Below are 20,370 nucleotides of genomic sequence, written 5' to 3'. Positions count from 1 at the left end.
ATGCGCATTCCCTGTCCCTGTTGCGGCCTGCGCGCCATGGCCGAATTCAGCTACGGCGGCGCCGACCTGAAGCGGCCGGCCGCCACCCTGCCGCTCGATCCGGCCGCCGGCCCGGACGGGGACTGGAACGACTACGTCTATCGCCGCGACAATCCTGCCGGTCCGCATCGCGAGCTCTGGTTCCACGCCGCCGGGTGCCGCCGCTGGTTCGCCGTCACGCGCGATACCCGCACCAATGCCTTCCTGAGCGAGGCCGTGGCATGAGCGGCTGGCGCGCGGCAAGCGGCGGGCGCATCGAGCGCGGCCGGCCGATCGAATTCCGCTTCAACGGGCGCCGCCATGTCGGCTATGAGGGCGATACGCTCGCCTCCGCGCTGATCGCCAACGGCGTCGATCTCCTGGCCCGCAGCTTCAAGTACCATCGCCCGCGCGGCCTTGTCGCCTACGGGGCCGACGAGCCGAATGCGCTGGTCGAGATCGGCGAGGGCGCGCGGCGCGAGCCGAACGTCAAGGCGACCCAGGTGCGGCTGGTGCCCGGCCTGGTCGCGCGCAGCCAGAATTGCTGGCCGACGGTCGGCTTCGACCTGATGGCAGTCAACGATCTGATCGCGCCCCTGATTCCCTCGGGCTTCTACTACAAGACCTTCAAATGGCCGGTCGCCGCCTGGCCCTTCTACGAGCGGCTGATCCGCCGCGCCGCCGGCATGGGCCGGGCGCCGGTCGAGCCCGACCCGGACGCCTACGAGACCGTGCACCGACATGTCGATTGCCTCGTCATCGGCGGCGGCGTCGCCGGTCTGGCCGCGGCCGAAGCCGCGCTCGACCATGTCGAAAGCCTCGTCGTCGTCGAGGCGCTGGACACCTTCGGCGGCCTCGGCACCAGCGAGAATGCCGAGATCGACGGCCAGCCCCATGGCGCCTGGGTCGAGGCGGTGCTGGCGCGGCTGCGGGCGAGCGGGAAGGTGACCCTGCTGCCGCGTTGCACGGCCTATGGCCATTATGACGGCAATCTGGTCGGCCTCGTCGAGGAGGTTTCCGGGGCCGTGCGCCTGCGCCGCTGGATGATCGATGCCGAGCGCATCGTGCTGGCCACCGGCGCCTTCGAACGGCCGCTGCTGTTCGGCGCCAACGACCGGCCCGGCGTCATGCTGGCCGGCGCCGCGCGGGCCTATCTGAACCGGCAGGCCGCCGTGCCGGGGCGCCGCTGCGTGCTCTATGCCAACAACGACGGCGCCTACGAGGCCGCGTTCGACCTTCAGCGTGCCGGCGTCGCCATCGAGGCGATCGTCGAGGCGCGTGCGACGGTCGACGAAAGCCTGGCCGCCCGCTGCCGGACGGCCGGGATCCGGCATCTCGCCGGCCACATGGTCGCGCGCAGCCGGGGCCGCCGGCGCGTGACGGGCTGCGTGGTGCATCCGGTCGGCCGGCCTGCCGCCACGACGGCGCTGTCTTGCGATCTCATCCTGACCTCGGGCGGCTGGAGTCCGGCCGCCCACCTCTTCACCCATTCCGGCGGACGGCTGCGCCACGACGCAGCCATCGGCGCCCTGGTGCCGGATATGCAGACCGGGACCGGCGGTGCGGCCCGCAGCATGGTCGCCGTCGGGGCCTGCGCGGGCCTGTTCGATCTCGCCGACTGTGTCGCCTCCGGGCGCGCGGCCGGTGCTGGCGCGGCACCGATGCCGGCTCCGTCGGGCGAGCCGCCGGTCGCGCCCGTCGGAACCGCGTCCAAACAGTTCGTCGATCAGCAGAATGACGTGACGGTCGCCGATCTCGGGCTGGCGGTGCGCGAAGGCTATCGCTCGGTCGAGCATGTCAAGCGCTACACCACGCTCGGCATGGGCACCGACCAGGGCAAGCTGATCGGCCTGAACGGAGTCGAGATCATCGCGGCGGCGCAGGGCAAGTCGGCAGCGGCGATCGGCAACAGCCGGCCGCGGCCGCCCTTCTCGCCGGTCACCTTCGGGGCGATGGCCGGGCCCTTCGTCGGCGACCTGCTCAGCCCAGCGCGGACCACGCCGATGCACCGGTGGCACGCGGCGCAGGGCGCCTTCTTCGCCAATGTCGGCAGCTGGCGCCGGCCGCAATTCTATCGTCGGCCCGGCGAGAGCGACATGGAGGCGGTCGTCCGCGAGGCGTCCAATGTGCGCCGCGAGGTCGGGCTGACCGATGTCTCGACGCTCGGCAAGATCGACCTGCAGGGGCCGGACGTGGCCCGGCTGCTCGATCATGTCTATGTCAACGGCTGGTCGACCCTCCAGCCCGGCCGCTGTCGCTACGGCGTGATGCTGCGCGAGGACGGCGTGGTGATGGATGACGGCACCACGACGCGGCTGTCCGATGACCGCTGGTTCATGACCACCACCACCGGCAATGCCGAGCGCATCCTCGCGCATCTGGAGCGCGCCCGGCAGGTCGATCTCCCCGGCCTCGACGTGACCATCACGCCCGTGACCGAGCAATGGGGCGCGATGGCGATCGCCGGGCCGCGGGCGCGGCTCCTCCTCGCCGCGCTCGGGCCGGATTTCCCGGTCGACAACGCGGCGCTGCCGTTCATGAGCATGGCCGAGGGCCGGCTCGCCGGGATCGCGGCGCGCGTGCTGCGGGTCAGCTTCTCGGGCGAGCTCGCCTACGAGATTTACACGGCTTCCGGCGACGCGCCCGCCATGTGGACGGCGCTGGTCGCGGCCGGCGAAGCCTTCGGGCTGATGCCCTACGGGACGGAAGCGATGATGACGATGCGCATCGAGAAGGGGCTGTTCGTGCCCGGCTTCGAGGCCGACGGCCGGACGCTGCCCGACGATCTCGGCCTCGGCCGGATGGTCAGCACCAAGAAGGAGTTCGTCGGCCGGCGCTCGCTCGGACGGGACGCCTTTACGGCGCCCGATCGCAAGCAGCTGGTCGGCCTGATGACCGTCGATCCGGCCCGGTCGATCCCGCGCGGCGCGCAGATCGTGCGGGACGGGCCGGCGTCGCTGCCGGCGCCGGTGCCGATGGACGGACATGTCACCTCCGTTGCCTTCAGCCCGGAGCTGGATCGCTGGATCGCCCTCGCGCTCGTCGCGGGCGGCCGGGCGGCGCTGGGCGAGACGCGCATGGCGGCCTCGCCGCTGACCGACGAGATGGTGCCGGTGACGCTGTGCGACCCGGTCTTCATCGATCCGGAAGGGAGGCGGCTGCGTGCCTGATCCCTGCCGCATCACACGCCAGCCGCCGGCCCCGCTCGTCGAGGTGATCGGCAGCGATCGCGCTTGGGCCGGTCCCCTGTCGGCTGTCGTCGGCGCCCTGGCGGGCGGCACGACGGTGCTGACGCTGTCGCCGGAGCGGCGCGTTGTCCGGGTCGCCGACCGGGCATCCTGGTCCGAGGCCGGTGCCGGCGCCGCCATCGCCGAGGCCGGCGGTCGGTCGGTCGCGGTCGGTCACGCCTGGCAGCCCTTTACGATCGAAGGCACGAGCGCGCGCGCGCTCCTGGAGCGGGGCATCGAGCTCGATCTCGATCCGCGCCATTTCGCGGTCGGCGATGCCGCGGCGACGCTGTGCGCGCGCGTCCCGGTTCTGCTGTTCGCCGACGGCGCCGAGGCCTACACGCTGTTCGTCGCGACCAGCTATGCCGACTGGCTGGCCGGCTGGCTGGAGATCGCGGCGGCCGCCGTCCGGTCGCCCGCTGCTTCAAAATCGACCGACTGTCTGGAACACCGCTCATAAGGGAGTGCATCGATGACCGTAGCCGCCGAGGCCCTCAAGCATGTCTGGTTTCATGCGACCAGCCCGCAGGCCCTGCGTGCCGAAGGCGGCCTGACCGTCTTCAGCAAGGGCGAGGGCTGCTACCTGATCGACGAGGACGGGCGCCGCTATCTGGACGGCCTGTCCGGCGGGGCGTTCGTCACCAATGTCGGCCATGGGCGGGCCGAGATCGCCGACGCCATGGCCGCGCAGGCCCGCGAACTGGCCTATGTGTCGCCCTACAATTTCGTCGCGCCCGCGACCGTGAAGCTGGCCGGCGTGGTCGCCGACCTGGCGCCGGGTGACCTCGAGCGGGTGTTCTTCACCTCCGGCGGTTCCGAGGCGGTCGAGACGGCGATCAAGATCGCGAAGCAATACCATTGGCTCGGCGGCGACCAGAAGCGCACCAAGGTGATCAGCCGGCGCGGCTCGTACCATGGCTCGACCCAGTATGCGATGAGCATCAGCGGGGCGAGCCACGACTTCAACAACAAGATCTTCGGGCCGCTCGTGCCCGGTTGCGTGCATGTCCCGCACAACAACTGCTATCGCTGCGAATACGGTCTGTCGCGGCCGGGCTGCCGCACGCTCTGCGCCAGCATGATCGAGAAGGCGATCCTGCACGAAGGCCCCGAAACCGTGGCCGCCATCATCGCCGAGCCGGTGCCGGCCGCCGCCAGCATCTATCCGGCGCCGGACGACTATCTGCCGATGCTGCGCGAGATCGCCGACAAATACGGCGTGCTGCTGATCATCGACGAGGTCATCGACGGCTTCGGCCGGACCGGCAGCATGTTCGCCTGTCAGCAGTGGGGCGTGGTGCCGGACATCATGACGGTCGCCAAAGGCCTGACCAGCGGCTACGTGCCGATGGGCGCGGCCATCGCCAGCAAGCGCGTGTCGGCCCGTTTCGAGGCGGCGAGCGGCCGCGAGGCCGGACTCAACCATGTCCTGAGCTTCGGCGGGCATGCCGTCGCGGCGGCGGCGGCGCTGAAGAATATCGAGATCGTGCAGCGGGAAGGGCTGGTCGAGAACTCGCGCGAGATGGGCCGGTACCTGCTCGACGGGCTCGACTCGCTGCGCCGGCTGCCGCTGGTCGGCGACGTGCGCGGGCGCGGCCTGCTCGCCTGTATCGAACTGGTGCGGGACAAGCAAACGCGCGAGCCGTTCCGTCCGCAGGACCAGATGTCCGTTCGCATGACGAACTATATGCGCGACGAGGGCGTCCTTGTGCGCACCTATCAGGTCGTCGAATTCGGGCCTCCGCTGACTGCCGGCCGCGCCGAGGTGGAGATGATCATCACCGGCCTGGAGCGCGCCATCCTGCGTTTCGCCGCCGATGTCGGGCTCGCTTGACGGCCGTTTCGTTCGGCGGCGGGCGAAAACAACGGCCGCCGTCCAATGGTTGTCCGTCGCTGCTCCGGCCCGGCAGGTTTCGGGAGCGGCGCGACAGCCCCGCCGCGTCGCAGAATGGCCGCGGCCGGATCGGGAAGACGCCGGTTCCGACCGGCCAAAAAGGCGGTAGTCTGCCCATCGCGTAATCAAACAAAAGTTCGCATCTCATAAATTATAGCCAGCACGAGCCTTCACGTCGGCAGTCCGACGTGCTTGAATTCCCTCAACCAGAGACGGGAGCACCGACATGCTGACGCGCCGTACACTGCTCACATTGACTGCTGCCAGCCCGATCCTCGCCTCGGGAGTCTTCAGGGCGGGAGAGGTCAGGGCGGCCACGCCGAAGGGCGTGATCGTGATGGCCAAGCAGATCGACGATCTCGTCAGCGGCTTCGACCCCGCCGAGGCCTACGACATCACCAATCTCGAGGTGGTGCCGAACCTTTATCGCGGCCTGATCTCGCCCGATGCGGCCGACAACACCAAGGTGGTCGGCGATCTCGCCGAGTCCTGGACGGTCAGCAAGGACGGTACCGCCTTCACCTTCAAGCTGAAGAAGGATGCCAAATTCCCGTCCGGCAAGGTCGTGACCGCGGAAGACGCCGCCTTCTCGTTCCAGCGCGCCATCAAGCTGAACAAGCAGCCGGCCTTCATCCTTTCGCAGTTCGGCTACACCAAGGACAATGTCGACGACCTGATCAAGGCGGTCGACGCTGAGACCCTGGTCATGAAACTGCCGGCCCCGGTCGCGCCGAGCTTCCTCCTGTTCTGCCTGACCGCGCCGATCGGCGGCATCGTCGAGAAGGCGACGGCGCTGGCCCACGAGGTCAACGGCGACTTCGGCAACGGCTGGCTGAAACTGCATTCCGCCGGCGCGGGCGGCTACCAGATGGTCGAGTGGGTCGCCAGCGACCACGTCACGCTCGATGCCAATCCGCATTCCGGCAAGCCGGACCAGCCGCGCCGCATCTTCATCCGCCATGTGCCGGATCCGTCGGCCCAGCTTCTGATGCTGCAGAAGGGCGATGCCGACATCGCCCGCAACCTGACCCCCGACCTCTTGAAGAAGGCCTATGCGGAGAAGGACTTCAAGGTCGTCTCGTCGGGCCAGGCGGTGTCGGTCTATCTGGCCATGAATCAGGCGGTGCCGGAATTGCAGAAGCTGCCGGTGCAGCAGGCGATCAAGTGGGCGCTCGACTATGACGGCATCGCCACCAACATCACGCCGAACATGTATTCGGTCGCGCAGGGCTTCCTGCCGCCGGGCCTGCCGGGTGGGTTGACGGACCGCCTCTACAAGAAGGATGTCGCCAAGGCCAAGCAGCTGCTGGCCGAGGCAGGCTTCCCCAACGGTTTCGAGGTGACCCTGGACGTGCCCTCGTCGGCGCCTTATGCCGATATCGGCCAGGCCGTGCAGGCCGATCTCGCGCAGATCGGCATCAAGGTCACCCTGGTTTCCGGCGAGATGCGTCAGGTCATGACGAAGACCCGCAAGCGCGGCCACCAGCTGGCGCTTCTGGCCTGGGGCACCGACTATTTCGACCCCTATTCCAACAGCCAGGCCTTCTGCGAGAATCCGGACGACGGCGAAGACGGCAAGCTGAAGCTGCTGGCCTGGCGCAACCATTTCGTCGACAAGGAGCTGAACGATATGTCGCTGGCCGCGAGCAAGGAGCTCGACAACGACAAGCGCATGGCGATGTATCGCGAGATGCAGTTGAAATTCGCCGAGCGTGCGCCCTTCGCCATGATGCTGCAGAAGATCGCCTCGGCGGTGATGGGCAAGGGCGTCTCCGGCTTCGTGATCGGCCCGCAGACCGGCTTCACCCAGTATGCCGACGTCCGCAAGGCGTGAGGGGAACGACGTGGCCCGGCATCCGATCGTGCAGAGGCTGATCCGGTTGGGGACGACCGTCTCCAGCCTGGCGATCACCATGTTCGGCCTGGTGCTGGTCACGTTCTTCATCGGCCGGGTCATCCCGATCGATCCGGTGCTGACCATCCTCGGCGATCACGCCCGCCCGGAACTGGTCAACAAGCTGCGCATGGAACTCGGACTGGACAAGCCGCTGCCGGTCCAGTTCTGGATCTATCTCAAGGCCCTGCTGCAGGGCGATCTCGGCCGGTCGGTGATGACGACCAACCGCGTCGTCGACGACATCCGGCTCTACTTCCCGGCAACGGTGGAACTCGGCACGGTGGCGATGATCTTCGCCACCGTCGCCGGCATCCCGCTTGGCGTGCTCTCGGCGGTGCGCCGCAACAGCGCTCTCGACCAGTTCGTGCGGGTCTTCTCCCTGGTCGGCCACTCCATCCCGATCCCGGTCTTGGGGCTGGGCGCGCTCCTGGTTTTCTACGCCTGGCTCGGCTGGGCGCCCGGCACGGGACGCGTCGGCGTCGGCTATGTCGGGCTGACCCCGACCGTGACCGGCTTCCTGACCGTGGATGCGCTGATCGCGGGCGATACCGAGGTGTTCTGGGACGCCGTCGCGCATCTGATGCTGCCGGCCGGCGTGCTCGCCTATTTCTCGATGGCCTATATCTCGCGCATGACCCGGGCCTTCATGATCGACGCGCTGGCCGGGGAGTATGTCATCACCGCCCGCGCCAAGGGCCTGTCGCCGGCGCGGGTCATCTGGCGCCACGCCTTCGGCAACATCGCGGTGCGCCTCGTCACCGTGCTGGCGCTGACTTATGCCGGCCTGCTGGAGGGCGCCGTGGTGACCGAGATGATCTTCAGTTGGCCGGGCATCGGCCAGTATCTGACGGTGTCGCTGCTCAATGCGGACATGAACGCCGTGATCGGCGCCACCCTCCTGGTCGGCTTCGTCTACATGCTGCTGAACCTGCTCGCCGACGCCGCCTATCGTATTCTGGATCCGCGCGTATGACCGCCCGTCTCCTCGATCGCGCCTGGCTGCTGACCGACAGCCCGCAATCGCGGGCGCAGGCCGCCTGGGGGCGCCGCTATCGCCTGTGGCGCGACTTCCAGGCCAACCGGCCGGCCCTCGTCGGCTTCGCCACCGTGGTCGCGCTGCTCCTGTGTGCGGTCTTCGCGCCGCTGCTGGCCACCCACGATCCCATCGCGCAGAATCTCGGCCAGCGGCTGCTTCCGCCGTCGAACGCGCACTGGCTCGGGACCGACGAACTCGGCCGCGACGTCTATTCCCGCCTCCTCTACGGCGCGCGCGTCACGCTCGGCATGGTTCTGGCGGTGGTCGCCCTGGTGGCGCCGGTCGGTCTCGCGATCGGCTGCATCGCCGGCTACACCCGCGGCATCGCCGATGTCGTCCTGATGCGCGTGACCGACGTGTTCCTGGCCTTTCCGCGGCTCATCCTCGCGCTGGCCTTCGTGGCGGCGATCAAGCCCGGCATGACCAGCGCGGTGATCGCCATCGCGCTGACCACCTGGCCGCCCTATGCTCGGCTGGCGCGCGCCGAGACCATGACCATCCGCGATGCCGACTATATCGCCGCCGTGCGCATGGCCGGGGCCTCGCCGGGTCGGATCATCCTGCGCCATATCATGCCGCTGTGCCTCGGCTCGCTGATCGTGCGCGTCACTCTGGACATGAGCTCGATCATCATCTTCGCCGCCAGCCTCGGTTTCCTCGGCATGGGCGCGCAGGCGCCGTCGCCGGAATGGGGCACCATGATCGCCACCGCCCGGCGCTTCCTGCTCGACCAGTGGTGGGTGCCGCTGATCCCCGGCATCGCCATCCTGGTCGCCTCGCTCGCCTTCAACATGATGGGCGACGGGCTGCGCGACGCGCTCGATCCCAAGCAGGGCTGAGGGAGGCTGCGATGCTGGTGGAGATTTCCGGACTGACCGTCTCCTTCCCGGCCCGGCAGGGCCGCCATGTCGCGGTCCGCGATGTCTCGATGACGCTCGGCACCGAGAAGCTCGGCATCGTCGGCGAAAGCGGCAGCGGCAAGTCGCTGACCGCGCGGGCGCTGCTGCGCCTGCTGCCGCCGGCCGCGGAAGCGACCGCGAAGGCCCTGCGCTTCGACGGCATCGACGTGCTCGCGGCGAGCGAGAAGCAGATGGGGCAGATCCGCGGCCGGCGCGCCGGCCTGATCCTGCAGGACCCGAAATTCTCGCTCAATCCGATCATGACCGCCGGCGCCCAGATCGCCGAGGCCTGGCGCAACCGCCGCAAGGGCTCGCGGCGCGAGGCCCGGGAGGCGGCGATCGACCTCCTGGCGCAGGTACAGATCCGCGATCCGCGGCGCGTCGCCGACGCCTATCCGCACGAACTGTCCGGCGGCATGGGCCAGCGCGTGATGATCGCCATGATGCTGGCGCCGGACCCGGAACTGCTGATCGCCGACGAGCCGACCTCGGCGCTCGACGCCTCCGTGCAGGCGGAGATTCTCAAGCTGATGGAAGACCTGGTGTCACGCCGCAACATGGGGCTGATGCTGATCAGCCACGACCTGCCGCTGGTTGGACATTTCTGCGACCGCGTCGCCGTCATGTATGCCGGCCGGGTGGTCGAGGAGCTGGCCGCAAGCGAACTCGCGAGAGCGCAGCATCCCTATACGCGCGCCCTGCTCGACTGCATGCCCAGCCTGACCCACCCGCGGCCGCGCCTGCCCGTGATGGTCCGCGATCCGGCGTGGCTGGCATGAGCGCGCCGGCCAAGGGCATGATCGTCGTCGACGATCTCAGGGTCCGCTTCGCCGACTTCGATGCGGTGCGCGGCGTCAGCTTCCGCGTGCCGGCGGGCGGCAGTTTCGGGATCGTCGGGGAGAGCGGTTCGGGCAAGTCGACCGTGATGCGCGCGCTGGCCGGGCTCAACACCGTCTGGGACGGGTATCTCGAAGTCGCCGGCCGACCGCTCGGGCGCGGCCCATCGCCGGATCTGTTTCGTCTCGTCCAGATGGTGTTCCAGGACCCCTACGGCTCGCTGCATCCGCGCCAGACCGTCGACCGCGCCTTGAGCGAACCGCTCCTTATCCAGGGCCTCGGCGATGTCGACCGGCGCATCCGGCGCATTCTCGACGATGTCGCGCTGCCGGCGACGGCGCGCTACCGCTATCCGCACCAGCTGTCGGGCGGCCAGCGCCAGCGCGTGGCGATCGCCCGGGCGCTGATCTCCGAGCCGTCGGTGCTGCTGCTCGACGAACCGACCAGCGCGCTCGACGTGTCCGTGCAGGCGGAGATCCTCAACCTCCTGGCGGATCTGCGCGAGGAACGCGGTCTGACCTACCTGATGGTCAGCCACAATCTCGCGGTGGTGGCGCATCTCTGCCCGACCATCGGGGTGATGAGCAATGGCGAGATGGTCGAGATCCTGTCGGCCGAGGATCTGCGGGCGGGTCGGACGAACAGTCCGCAGACGACCCGGCTGCGCGCCCTGAGCACCGAACTGGGCTGAACGCCGTCACCGTCCCGGCCGCGTCGCAAGGCCGGTCGCGGGACGGGCGGAATATCCGAGGAATTCGAGCCGGCCGGGCACTGAGCGACGGCGGGCCGCAAGGCGGGGACAGACGGATCGTGGGATTCCATCAAGGCCGGAAGCAGCCGGACCCAACCCAGCGCACGCGCTCGATGGTGTATTCGGCCCGGGCGGCCGTGGCCACGTCGCATCCGCTGGCGAGCGTGACCGCCATCGACATGCTGCGCCGGGGCGGCAACGCCGTCGACGCCGCGATCGCGGCGATCGCGGTGCAATGCGTGGTCGAGCCCCATCAGACCGGCATCGGAGGCGATTGCTTCGCCCTCTACATGCCGAAGGGCGCCGCCGCGCCGATCGGCCTCAGCGGGGCCGGCCGCGCGCCGGAGGCCGCCGATCCGGCCTGGTTCGCCGCCCACGGCATCCCCGAGCTTGCGCTCGATTCGCCCCATGCGGTCACCGTGCCGGGGGCGGTGGCGGGATGGTGCCGGCTCCTCGCCGATCATGGCCGGCTGTCGCTCGCGACCGTGTTGGAGCCGGCGATCCGCTGCGCCCGCGACGGCTATGTCGTGCAGCCCGTGGTCGGCCTCGACTGGTCGATGGAAGCGCCGATCCTGGCCGGCCATCCGATGGCGGCCTCGGTCTTCCTGCCGGACGGCCGGCCGATCCCGTCCGGTGCGGTGCATCGCCAGCCGCTTCTGGCGGCGACGCTGGAAATCCTGGCGCGCGAGGGCCATGACGGCTTCTATGCCGGGCCGGTGGCGGCCGACATGGTCGAGTGCCTGCGCGCCCATGGCGGCCTGCACAGCCTGGAGGACTTCGCGGCGGCGCGGGCCGACTATGTCTCCGCGATCTCGACCCGCTACAAGGGCTACGACATCCTGGAACTGCCGCCGAGCGGCCAGGGCCTCGCCGCCCTGATGATGCTGAACGTGCTCGACGGGATGGATCTGTCCGATCCGGCGATCGGCGAGGCCGACCGCATCCACATCCTGGCCGAGCTCGCCAAGCTCGCCTATCACCACCGCGACCACCTGTTCGGCGATCCGGATTTCGCCGCGACGCCGGTCCGCGAGCTCCTGTCGCCGGACTGGGCCGCCTTCGCCCGCGGGCGCATCGACATGAGCCGCGCGGCGGCGCCCATCGTGTGGCCCGAGGTCATCCAGCGCGACACCGTCTATGCCTGCGTGGTCGACGAGGACGGCAACGCGATCTCGTTCATCAACTCGCTGTTCCATTCCTTCGGCAGCCGCATCATGGCGCCGCGCACGGGCGTCCTGTTCCACAACCGCGGCGCCCAGTTCAGCCTGGTTTCCGGCCATCCCAATGCCATTGCGGGCGGCAAGCGGCCGCTGCACACGCTGATTCCCGGCATGGTGATGAAGGACGGCGCCTGCGTCGCGCCGTTCGGCGTCATGGGCGGCCCCTATCAGGCGGCCGGCCATGCCGAGCTGCTGTCGAACATTCTCGATCTCGGCACGGACGTGCAGCAGGCGCTCGATGCGCCGCGCAGCTTCGCCTATCGCGGCGTCCTCAATGTCGAGCGGCAACCGGATGCCGGCCTCATCGAGGCCCTGCGCGCGCGCGGCCATGACGCGCGCTGGTCGCCGACCATGATCGGCGGCGGCCAGATCATCTGGCGCGATCCGGTGAGCGGCGTTCTGGCCGCGGCCTCCGACCCGCGCAAGGACGGCTGCGCGCTCGGCCTGTGACGGCGCGGGTCTCCGGAGGCGCGCGGCAGCCTCCGGCCGGCGCCGACCGCACGCCCTACGACAGCTTCAACCAGCAAGGTCCCACCCATGAAGATCGAACAGCGCCTCGAAGAGCTCGGCATCGCCCTCACGGTCCCGATGGCCGGCCCCGGGCAATACGGCAAGCGCTACGGCAAGATGAAGCCCTTCGTGATCACCGGACGGGTGCTGCATCTCGGCGGCCATTCCCCCGGCATGGAGAATGGCGTGGTGCGCTATCCTGGCCGGCTCGGCCATGACGTGACCATCGAGCAGGGCTATCTGGCCGCCCGGCAGACCGGCATCAACTGCATCTCGACGATCAAGCGCGCGCTCGGCGATCTCGACCGCGTCACCGCCGTGGTCAGTGCGATCAACTTCGTCGCCTGCACGCCGGACTTCTTCGAGCACTACAAGGTCGCCAACGGCATGAGCGACCTCTTCGACGCGGTGTTCGGCCCCGAGATCGGTCTCGGCGCGCGGGCGACCTACGGCGCCCCATCGCTCTCCGACAACTACTGCTTCGAGACCTCGCTGATCGTCGAGATCGACTGATCGGCGGGCCGGCGCGCGCCGGGGGCCGGATAGGCGAGCAGGCGCAGCGCGTTGGCGACGACCAGCAGGGTCGAGCCCTCGTGAAAGATCACCGCGGCGCCGAGCTGGAGGCCGAGCAGGGTCGCGGGCACCAGCACGGCGACCATGCCGAGGCTGATCCAGAGATTCTGCCGGATGATCCGGCTGGTGCTCCGGCTGAGGCCGATCACGAAGGGCAGGTGGGCGAGCTCGTCGCCCATCAGCGCGACATCGGCCGTCTCCAGCGCCACGTCGGATCCGGCGGCCCCCATCGCGATGCCGACGGTCGCATGCGCCATGGCGGGGGCGTCGTTGACGCCGTCGCCGACCATCGCGACCTCCCGTTCCGCCCGCAGCCGCTTGATCGCCGCGACCTTGTCCTCCGGCATCAGGTCGCCCCAGGCCTCGTCGAGCCCGACCTCGCGCGCGACCGCGTCGGCGACGCGTCCGTTGTCGCCCGAGATCATGATCAGCCGGACGATGCCGAGCGCGCGCAGCGCCTTGATCACGCCGGCGGCCTCGGCCCGCGGGGTGTCCATCAGGCCGAGCACGCCGAGATACCGGTCGCCGCGGCGCACGATCATGGTGGTGCGTCCGGCGGCCTCCAGCGCGCGGACGGATGCCCGAAGCGTATCCGGCAAGGCCGGTCCGGGGGCCTCGGAAAAGAGTGCGGCCTTGCCGACCAGGACGATCTCGCCGCCGATGCGGGCCTCGAGCCCCCGGCCGGTCAGGCTGCGCAGGTCGTCGGCGGCCGGCACCGCCACCCCGTCGCCGAGCCGCGTGCGCCCGTCGCGCGCAACCGCGGCCGCCAGCGGATGGTCGCTCAGGGCCTCGACCGCGACGGCCACGGCCAAGAGGTCGCCTTCGGCGACGCCGGGCTCGGTCCTGACATCGGTGAGGCGAGGCTTTCCCTCGGTCAGCGTCCCGGTCTTGTCAAACGCCATGGCGCCCAGGGTGCCGAGGCGCTCGAGCGGGCCGCCGCCCTTGACCAGAACGCCGCCGCGGGCGGCCCGCGCGATGCCCGACAGCACGGCGCTCGGTGTGGAGATGGCCAGCGCACAGGGGCTGGCGGCGACCAGCACCGCCATGGCGCGGTAGAAGCTGGCGCCGAACGGCTCATCGATCACCGTCCAGGCGAACAGAAGCACGCCGACGCCGGCCAGCACGACCGGCACGAAGATGCGCTCGAACCGGTCGGTGAAGCGCTGCGTCGGCGATTTCTGGGACTCCGCCTCGCCGACCATCCGGACAAGGCGCGCCAATGTGCTGTCAGACGCCAGCCGGAGAACCTGGATTTCCAGCGCGCCGCTGCCGTTGATCGTACCGGCATAGACGCGATGGGCGGCCGCAATGCCGTCCGGACGCTCGGCGGCGCGCGTGGCATCGTCGACGGGCTGCTTATCGACTGGCACGCTTTCGCCCGTGACCGGGGCCTGGTCGACGCTGCTGGTGCCGAGACGGACGAAGCCGTCGGCCGGAATGCGTGTGTTGGGGCGCACCACGACCATGTCGCCGGGCACCAGGCCGGCCACGGGGATCTCGGTCACGATTCCGTCGCGCCGCACCTCTGCGGTCGGCGGCGCGAGGTCGGCAAGCGCCGCAATGGCCCGTCGCGCGCGCCCCATGGCGTAGTGTTCGAGCGCGTGGCCGAGGCTGAACAGGAACAGGAGCAGCGCGCCCTCGGCCCATTTGTCCAAGGAAGCGGCCCCTGCGGCGGCGACCAGCATCAGGACGTCGATCTCGAAACGGCCGAGGCCAAGTGCGTCGATCGCCTCGCGCAGCGGATGGAGCCCGCCGCAGACGAAGGCTGTGGCATAGAGCCCGAGCGATACCCATCGGGGTGCACCCGTGCCGACCTCGATCGCGAACCCGGTCACGAGGAACAGGCCGCACAGCACGGCCAGGATCAGTTCGACCCGCTCCTCGGTCATTTCGAATCGGCATCCTTCCTCAGCCCGCCGTTCTCTCGGTCGGGCGACCCGAGCCATTCCCCGGTCAGGGGACGGAAGTCTCCCGATTCGCAGGCCCAGAGGAATAGGTTCTCTCACGGAAGCATGAGACTTTGATTGGCGAGGCGGCCGCCGTGCAGCCTTCGTCGATACCCTTTGAAGCGAGCGCACATATGGCGCTTCGCTTCAGACCGGGAAACGCTTCCCGAAAGGGCTGGCCGCGGTTGGTGACGCAGATCCAGCCTTTTCGGCTTCGACGGCCGGTCGGATGGCGATTCATATTTTCAGCACCGCCGGGATGCGCCTGGTGGCATGAAACGACAGTCGATCGCCAACCCGCCTTCGGCATGCCGGCCGCTGCGGCGGCCTTCGCGTCCGGTGTCGGGGACGTGTCGAGGCTCGGAGCTGTCGGCGGCGCCCGTCGGGACGCCCGCCAGCCGGCGACTTCGACCGCCAGATGGTCCCGATTGCGGGATCGCCGACCCGGCCTGACCGAAAATCCCGCCAGGTTCCGCCTTCGCGGCGCGCCCGTATCATAGGACGCTGCCCGCATCCGACACCCGATAGGAGCTCCCCTCCGGTCCCGCGGACGGCCGGACGATCCAAAGGGCGACGGTTTCGTTCCGATCGTCGAGGCAGATCCCGCGCCGAAACCGTGTTTGGATGCGTCCCGTCGGGGGGCGGATCGGCCGCTTGCCCAATCACGTCTGGTCGCCATGATCGCCACTTTCGCCGCCATCCTGGACTGGGCCGGACTGGTCGTCTTCGCGGTGACGGGGGCGCTGGTCGCTTCCCGCAAGCAGATGGACATCGTCGGCTTTGCCCTTCTGGCGACCGTAACCGGGATCGGCGGCGGCACCCTGCGCGACCTGGTTCTCGGCCTCACCCCGGTCTTCTGGGTGCGACAGCCGGCCTATCTGCTCGTCTGCGTCGGCGTCGCCGCGGCAGTCTTCTTCACGGCGCATCTGCCGCAATCGCGCTACCGGATCCTGCTCTGGCTCGACGCGATCGGCATGGCGGTCTTCGCGGTCACCGGCGCCGAGATCGCCCTCGCCGCCCGGGCCGGGCCGGTCATCGCGGTCGCGATGGGGGTGGCGACGGCGACCTTCGGCGGCATCATCCGGGATGTGCTGGGCGGCGAAGTGCCGGTGATCCTCAGCCGCGAGATCTACGCCACGGCGGCGCTGTGCGGGGCCGGCCTCTATGTCGGGATTGATGCGCTCGGCGCGACGACCCCGATTGCCGCCGTCTTCGGCTTCGCAGTGGCCTTCCTCCTGCGCGCCGCCGCCATGGTGCGCGGCTGGAGCCTGCCCCGCTACCGGTCGCGCCGCGGCCGGACGCCCGAGGAGGTCGAAACGCTCCGCCGGAGGTCCGGCGCGACGCTGCCCTGAGCCGATCCCGGCATACGGATCGCTTCGAACCGGACAGGACGGTAATTAAAGCGCAAGATACCGGCGTTTGAGGTCCGGATTGTCGTCGAGGTCCTGCCAAAGGCCGTCGAAGACGATACGGCCGGTATCGATCAGGAACAGCCGGTCGGTACACTGGCGGGCGAACCAGAGATTCTGTTCGCTGAGGAGAAGGCCCGAACCGGTTTCCCGACAGACCGTATTCACGTCGCGCGCCAGTTGCTCGACGATGACCGGGGCCAGGCCTTCTGTCGGTTCGTCGAGCAGCATGAGCCGGGGCCGGCCGGCGATGGCGCGCGCAACCGCGACCATCTGCTGCTGGCCGCCCGATAGGCGCCCGCCCATCCGGTCCTTCAGAGGCACCAGCATGGGAAACCGCGCCAGGACGGCTTCCGGGGCTTCCAGTTCGACGCCGGGCCGCGCGGCGTACCGGGCCATGGCAATGTTTTCGAGCACCGTGACGTGGTCGAAGATGCGTCGATCCTCGGGCACCAGGGAGAGGCCGAGCCGGGCGCGCCGGAAGGTCGGCATCGCGCCCAGATCCTTGCCTTCCCAGGCGATGCGGCCCCTTACGCGCGGGCCGGCATTCAGGATGCTCTTGAACAGGGTGGATTTGCCCGCCCCATTGCGGCCGACGACCGCGACGCGTTCCTTCTCGCCGACCGTCAGGCTCACGCCATGCAGGATCTGGCTGTCGCCGTAGAAGGCGTCGATCCGGTCAACGCTCAGCATGGTAGATTTCCTGCCCCAGATAGACTTCACGCACCAACGGATTTGCACGCACCTCTTCGATCGATCCGACCGCGATGATCTCGCCGTAGTTCATCACCAGGATCCGATCGGCGAGGCCGAAGATCACGTCCATGTCGTGTTCGGTCATCACCACGGTCATGCCAGTCTCGGCCCGCAATCGGGCGATCAGGTCGGCGGTCGCGATGCGATCCGTCGGCGACATGCCGGCGGTGGGTTCGTCGAGCATGAGGATGCGCGGCCGGCCCGCCAGGGCGATGCCGAATTCGAGACGCTTCTTGTCGCCGTGGGAGAGGAATTTCGCCTCCACGGCCGCCTTGTCGGCCAGGCCGACATCGAGAAGCCGCGCCTCCACTTCCGCCCGAATGTCGGCGCGGGTCGCCACACGGTACCAGGCCGGGGCGCTCTCGCCGTGGCTGCGCCGGCGTGCCTCGACGGCCACCGTGAGATTGTCGGCGACGGTCACGTCGGGAAAAATCCGCGCGACCTGGAAGGTCCGGCCCATGCCGAGCCGCGCCCGCTCGTGGGCGGGGGCCCGGCTCACGTCCCGTCCGTCATAGACGATGCGGCCGCGCTCGAAGCCGATCTCGCCGGTCATGACCTTGAACAGGGTGGTCTTGCCGGCACCGTTCGGGCCGATCACCGCGAAGGTTTCGCCATCCGCGACGGTCAGGGATACGGATTTGAGGATGTGATGGGTGCCGTAGCTCTTGTCCACGCCCTCGACGCTGAGAATGGCCGTCATGACCGCAAGCTCCCCCCTTCGTCGCCGTCCGGGCCGGCGCCGCGCTTCCGACGCCGGGACCAGCGTTGCTGCGCGGTCCTGACGAGGCCGATGACCCCGCTCGGGGCTGCCAGCACGATGATCAGCAGGGTGGCGCCGATGACCAGTTCGGAAAGACCGACCAGGTTGCGGGTCAGGTAGTTGATGATCGAGAACAGCACCGTTCCGACCACCGGCCCCCAGAACGAATGGGCGCCGCCAAGCAGGGATGCCAGCATCGGCTGGGTCGAATGGATCCAATGCGCCGATTCCGGGGTCACGATCTGCGCCCAGGGCGCATAGAGCGCGCCCGCGACGGCGGCGACGGCGCCGGACAGGATGAAGGCCTGCAGGCGCTTGCGTCCGACATTCACGCCCAGGAAGGCCACGCGCTGGGGATCCTGCCGGATGCTGACGAGAAGCCGCCCATAGGGACCGTGACAGACCACCCACAGCACGGCGCCGATAACGAGGCCGGCGACGCACATGAAGTAGTAGTATGCGGTGCCGCTGGTCAGCGGAATGGTCGCGAAGCCGAGTTCGAGCGTCGGCTTGGGGATGGACGCCAGGCCGTCCTCGCGACCGAGCAGGGTGCTGTAGCCGATCACGATGCGCAGCACCTCGGCCAGGGCCAGGGTGAAGATGGCGAGATGGATGCCGGTCGTCCGGCGCAGGAGCACCAGCCCGGTCAGAGCCGCCACGAGCGCACCCAACAGGCCCGAGGCGGCGATCAGCCCGAGAAACGGCACGCCGAGCCCGGCCTTCAGGCCGTAGCCGGTCAGATAGGCGCCGATGGCGAAGAAGGCGGCATGGCCGAAGCTGGCCAGTCCGGTGAAACCGAAGAGAAGGTTCCAGGACAGGGCGAAGATGGCCTCGATCACCACCAGCCCGGCGAGGAACACGATACCCTGATCGGTCACGGTCGGGAGGGCCAGGAACAGGGCCGCGCCGAACAGGATGCCGCCAAGTCGAAGAGCCATCATATGTGCCTCCCTCCGATCAGGCCTTGCGGCTTGGCGAGCAGGAACAGGATGACGAAGACATAGGTGGCCATGCCGGGCATGTTCGGAATCACCAGGGAACTGCCGCTCTCGATCGTGCCGAGCAGCAGCGAGGCGATGAAGGCACCGCGGACATTGCCAAGTCCGCCGATGATGACGGCCATGAACGCCAGCAGCAGGTAGCTTTCGCCCAGGATCGGGGACAGCGTCTGGTTGGCGAGGAGAAGCCCGCCGGCCAGTCCGGCCAGCGCGAAACTGGCGATCACCGTGATGGTCAGGGCGGCCGGGACATTGATGCCCAGCACGCCCGACATCCAGCTGTCGGACGCGACCGCCTGCAGCAGCTTGCCGATCCAGGTCCGATGGATGACCAGTTCGAGGCCGAGAAAGACGAACAGCCCCGCAGCGATCACGAACAGCGAATAGCTCGGAACGAACAGTGACCCGGCCGTCACCGCCCCATCGAGCAGGGGCGGCGGGTTGATGGAGGCGTAGTTCACGCCCCAGATCAGTTTCACCACGCCCGTGCAGACCAGCAGCACCGCAAAGGTCGCGATGAGCATATAGGCTTCGTCGACATGGCGCAGCCGCCGCAGGACCAGCCGGTCGGCCACGAAGCCGAGCGCCGCCACGGCCGCCGCCGCAGCGAAGGCCGCTGCGATGAAGACATGGAGCGAGCCCGGATTGCTGCCGATGATGGTGTAGGCCACATAGGCGCCGATCATGAAGAAGGCGCCATGGGCGAAATTCAGGATCTTCAGGATGCCGAAGATCAGCGTCAGCCCGGCTGCGACCAGGAAGACGGCCGATCCGGTCGCCGCTCCGTTGATGAGAGCGAACAGGATGTCGGTCAGCGCCATGAGGATGCCTCCTCGAAAGTCAGGCCGGCAATCCGGATCGCGCGGCCATTCTCGACGCGCTCGTTCGGTTTCGCCCGATCATAGGCGGCCCCGAAGGCGGGTCCGGCAAGGCCGATGGCGGTCAGCCGCCCGCCCGCCCCGTGCCCGGGCCTGAACCGGATCAGCCCCTTGTCGAGCCGGATGGCGGCGCCGTGACCGGTATCCGGTTCGACCGGCGCGCCGATCAGCGACGACCAGCGGGCTGCGGTCCGGTCAGTGTCGGCGACCGTCAGGGTCGCGGTGGCGATCGCCTCCCAACCCGGCGCCCGGCGTGCCTGCCAATCCGCCCCGGCCGGAAACCAGCCGCCGTCGAAGGGGCGGCCCTCGCGCTGCATCGAAAAGGACAGGATGGCACCGCCGATATCGCGGGGATCCATCTGGACCTCATGGTAGGTCGGGTAATCGGCCATACCGGCCAGGCGCAGGCCTTCGCGGGTCGCCCGCGCCTGAAACGTCCCTGTATCGTCGGTCTCGGTGATGACCATGTAGCCGCCCTCCCCGCGACGGGCGAGGTAGCGCGCGGCCGGCGTATCGGCACGCAGGGGCGCGATCAGTTCCAGAAAGTCGTCGCCGATGGGGAGCAGCGCGCCGGTCACGCCATGCTGCTTGAAGAAGGCGGCCTGATAGGCCGGCGGCTCGTGATAGGGCACGCCGTAGTGGGAGAGATCGCCCTTGCCATGGCAGACGGTCAGACCGAAGACCTCGATCAGGCGGTCGAGAACCGGCTCCAGCGTCTCGACGACCATGCAGATTTGCCGCAGACGAACGGGTGGCATCAT

The 20,370-nt window shown here is 69.0% G+C and carries 18 protein-coding genes; 12 read left to right on the top strand and 6 right to left on the bottom strand.

Features of this window, described 5'->3' with window-relative positions:
- From KL771_RS16265 to KL771_RS16215, 11 genes are all read left to right on the top strand, one after another.
- Complete coding sequence (locus tag KL771_RS16265; protein WP_261969588.1) at positions 1-264, top strand: sarcosine oxidase subunit delta; 264 nt, start codon at positions 1-3, stop codon at positions 262-264.
- On the top strand, positions 261-3,188 hold the full coding sequence (locus KL771_RS16260; RefSeq protein WP_261969587.1) for a sarcosine oxidase subunit alpha family protein: 2,928 nt from the start codon (positions 261-263) through the stop codon (positions 3,186-3,188). The genes KL771_RS16265 and KL771_RS16260 overlap by 4 nt, the downstream gene beginning before the upstream one ends.
- On the top strand, positions 3,181-3,705 hold the full coding sequence (locus KL771_RS16255) for a sarcosine oxidase subunit gamma family protein (protein WP_261969586.1): 525 nt from the start codon (positions 3,181-3,183) through the stop codon (positions 3,703-3,705). The genes KL771_RS16260 and KL771_RS16255 overlap by 8 nt, the downstream gene beginning before the upstream one ends.
- 12 nt (positions 3,706-3,717) lie before the next feature.
- Positions 3,718-5,079: an aminotransferase family protein gene (locus KL771_RS16250; RefSeq protein WP_261969585.1), complete on the top strand. Its 1,362-nt coding sequence runs from the start codon at positions 3,718-3,720 to the stop codon at positions 5,077-5,079.
- 286 nt (positions 5,080-5,365) lie between these two features.
- Positions 5,366-6,973: an ABC transporter substrate-binding protein gene (locus KL771_RS16245; protein ID WP_261969584.1), complete on the top strand. Its 1,608-nt coding sequence runs from the start codon at positions 5,366-5,368 to the stop codon at positions 6,971-6,973.
- Positions 6,974-6,998: 25 nt separating this feature from the next.
- A complete protein-coding gene (locus KL771_RS16240) occupies positions 6,999-8,009 on the top strand; it encodes an ABC transporter permease (RefSeq protein ID WP_261969611.1) in 1,011 nt (336 codons plus the stop codon).
- Positions 8,006-8,911, top strand: coding sequence for an ABC transporter permease (locus tag KL771_RS16235; protein ID WP_261969583.1), 906 nt, complete (start codon positions 8,006-8,008; stop codon positions 8,909-8,911). Before KL771_RS16240 ends, KL771_RS16235 begins: the two co-directional genes overlap by 4 nt.
- Before the next feature lie 11 nt (positions 8,912-8,922).
- The gene (locus KL771_RS16230; protein ID WP_261969582.1) at positions 8,923-9,750 is read left to right on the top strand and encodes an ABC transporter ATP-binding protein; all 828 of its coding nucleotides are present in this window, start codon (positions 8,923-8,925) and stop codon (positions 9,748-9,750) included.
- 17 nt (positions 9,751-9,767) lie between these two features.
- A complete protein-coding gene (locus tag KL771_RS16225) occupies positions 9,768-10,499 on the top strand; it encodes an ABC transporter ATP-binding protein (RefSeq protein WP_261969610.1) in 732 nt (243 codons plus the stop codon).
- 173 nt (positions 10,500-10,672) lie between these two features.
- Positions 10,673-12,229 (top strand): gamma-glutamyltransferase family protein, encoded by a 1,557-nt coding sequence (locus KL771_RS16220; RefSeq protein ID WP_261969581.1) that lies wholly within the window; start codon positions 10,673-10,675, stop codon positions 12,227-12,229.
- Between the two features lie 87 nt (positions 12,230-12,316).
- Positions 12,317-12,802, top strand: coding sequence for a RidA family protein (locus tag KL771_RS16215; RefSeq protein ID WP_261969580.1), 486 nt, complete (start codon positions 12,317-12,319; stop codon positions 12,800-12,802).
- On the opposite strand, the gene KL771_RS16210 is transcribed toward KL771_RS16215, so the two are convergent.
- Entirely contained in the window at positions 12,763-14,751 is a 1,989-nt protein-coding gene (locus tag KL771_RS16210) for a heavy metal translocating P-type ATPase (RefSeq protein ID WP_261969579.1), read from the bottom strand. The two genes, KL771_RS16215 and KL771_RS16210, sit on opposite strands and share 40 nt — an antisense overlap.
- Before the next feature lie 734 nt (positions 14,752-15,485).
- Between KL771_RS16210 and KL771_RS16205 the strand changes: the two genes are divergently transcribed.
- Complete coding sequence (locus KL771_RS16205; protein WP_261969578.1) at positions 15,486-16,160, top strand: trimeric intracellular cation channel family protein; 675 nt, start codon at positions 15,486-15,488, stop codon at positions 16,158-16,160.
- A gap of 45 nt (positions 16,161-16,205) precedes the next feature.
- Here KL771_RS16205 and KL771_RS16200 read toward each other — a convergent pair whose 3' ends face one another.
- The 5 genes from KL771_RS16200 to KL771_RS16180 are packed head-to-tail and all read right to left on the bottom strand — an operon-like array spanning position 16,206 to position 20,370.
- Positions 16,206-16,910 carry an ABC transporter ATP-binding protein gene (locus tag KL771_RS16200; protein ID WP_054359506.1) on the bottom strand — a complete coding sequence of 235 codons (705 nt, stop codon included), beginning with the start codon at positions 16,908-16,910 and terminating at the stop codon, positions 16,206-16,208.
- Positions 16,897-17,673 carry an ABC transporter ATP-binding protein gene (locus tag KL771_RS16195; protein WP_261969577.1) on the bottom strand — a complete coding sequence of 259 codons (777 nt, stop codon included), beginning with the start codon at positions 17,671-17,673 and terminating at the stop codon, positions 16,897-16,899. The genes KL771_RS16200 and KL771_RS16195 overlap by 14 nt, the downstream gene beginning before the upstream one ends.
- Positions 17,670-18,671: a branched-chain amino acid ABC transporter permease gene (locus KL771_RS16190; protein WP_261969576.1), complete on the bottom strand. Its 1,002-nt coding sequence runs from the start codon at positions 18,669-18,671 to the stop codon at positions 17,670-17,672. The genes KL771_RS16195 and KL771_RS16190 overlap by 4 nt, the downstream gene beginning before the upstream one ends.
- Entirely contained in the window at positions 18,671-19,552 is an 882-nt protein-coding gene (locus tag KL771_RS16185) for a branched-chain amino acid ABC transporter permease (protein ID WP_261969575.1), read from the bottom strand. The genes KL771_RS16190 and KL771_RS16185 overlap by 1 nt, the downstream gene beginning before the upstream one ends.
- Positions 19,543-20,370 carry a VOC family protein gene (locus KL771_RS16180; RefSeq protein WP_261969574.1) on the bottom strand — a complete coding sequence of 276 codons (828 nt, stop codon included), beginning with the start codon at positions 20,368-20,370 and terminating at the stop codon, positions 19,543-19,545. The genes KL771_RS16185 and KL771_RS16180 overlap by 10 nt, the downstream gene beginning before the upstream one ends.

The organism is Prosthecodimorpha staleyi (assembly GCF_018729455.1).
Classification (GTDB): domain Bacteria; phylum Pseudomonadota; class Alphaproteobacteria; order Rhizobiales; family Ancalomicrobiaceae; genus Prosthecodimorpha; species Prosthecodimorpha staleyi.
This window is presented reverse-complemented; position numbering and strand designations above follow the sequence as displayed.

What these genes read in the sequence shown, in the direction of transcription:
- KL771_RS16265 (WP_261969588.1), top strand. Translation starts at nt 1, where the DNA reads ATGCGCATTCCCTGTCCCTGTTGCGGCCTGCGCGCCATGGCCGAATTC.
- KL771_RS16260 (WP_261969587.1), top strand. Translation starts at nt 261, where the DNA reads ATGAGCGGCTGGCGCGCGGCAAGCGGCGGGCGCATCGAGCGCGGCCGG.
- KL771_RS16250 (WP_261969585.1), top strand. Translation starts at nt 3,718, where the DNA reads ATGACCGTAGCCGCCGAGGCCCTCAAGCATGTCTGGTTTCATGCGACC.
- KL771_RS16245 (WP_261969584.1), top strand. Translation starts at nt 5,366, where the DNA reads ATGCTGACGCGCCGTACACTGCTCACATTGACTGCTGCCAGCCCGATC.
- KL771_RS16235 (WP_261969583.1), top strand. Translation starts at nt 8,006, where the DNA reads ATGACCGCCCGTCTCCTCGATCGCGCCTGGCTGCTGACCGACAGCCCG.
- KL771_RS16230 (WP_261969582.1), top strand. Translation starts at nt 8,923, where the DNA reads ATGCTGGTGGAGATTTCCGGACTGACCGTCTCCTTCCCGGCCCGGCAG.
- KL771_RS16225 (WP_261969610.1), top strand. Translation starts at nt 9,768, where the DNA reads ATGATCGTCGTCGACGATCTCAGGGTCCGCTTCGCCGACTTCGATGCG.
- KL771_RS16220 (WP_261969581.1), top strand. Translation starts at nt 10,673, where the DNA reads ATGGTGTATTCGGCCCGGGCGGCCGTGGCCACGTCGCATCCGCTGGCG.
- KL771_RS16215 (WP_261969580.1), top strand. Translation starts at nt 12,317, where the DNA reads ATGAAGATCGAACAGCGCCTCGAAGAGCTCGGCATCGCCCTCACGGTC.
- KL771_RS16210 (WP_261969579.1), bottom strand. Translation starts at nt 14,751, where the DNA reads ATGACCGAGGAGCGGGTCGAACTGATCCTGGCCGTGCTGTGCGGCCTG.
- KL771_RS16205 (WP_261969578.1), top strand. Translation starts at nt 15,486, where the DNA reads ATGATCGCCACTTTCGCCGCCATCCTGGACTGGGCCGGACTGGTCGTC.
- KL771_RS16200 (WP_054359506.1), bottom strand. Translation starts at nt 16,910, where the DNA reads ATGCTGAGCGTTGACCGGATCGACGCCTTCTACGGCGACAGCCAGATC.
- KL771_RS16195 (WP_261969577.1), bottom strand. Translation starts at nt 17,673, where the DNA reads ATGACGGCCATTCTCAGCGTCGAGGGCGTGGACAAGAGCTACGGCACC.
- KL771_RS16190 (WP_261969576.1), bottom strand. Translation starts at nt 18,671, where the DNA reads ATGGCTCTTCGACTTGGCGGCATCCTGTTCGGCGCGGCCCTGTTCCTG.
- KL771_RS16185 (WP_261969575.1), bottom strand. Translation starts at nt 19,552, where the DNA reads ATGGCGCTGACCGACATCCTGTTCGCTCTCATCAACGGAGCGGCGACC.
- KL771_RS16180 (WP_261969574.1), bottom strand. Translation starts at nt 20,370, where the DNA reads ATGATGCCACCCGTTCGTCTGCGGCAAATCTGCATGGTCGTCGAGACG.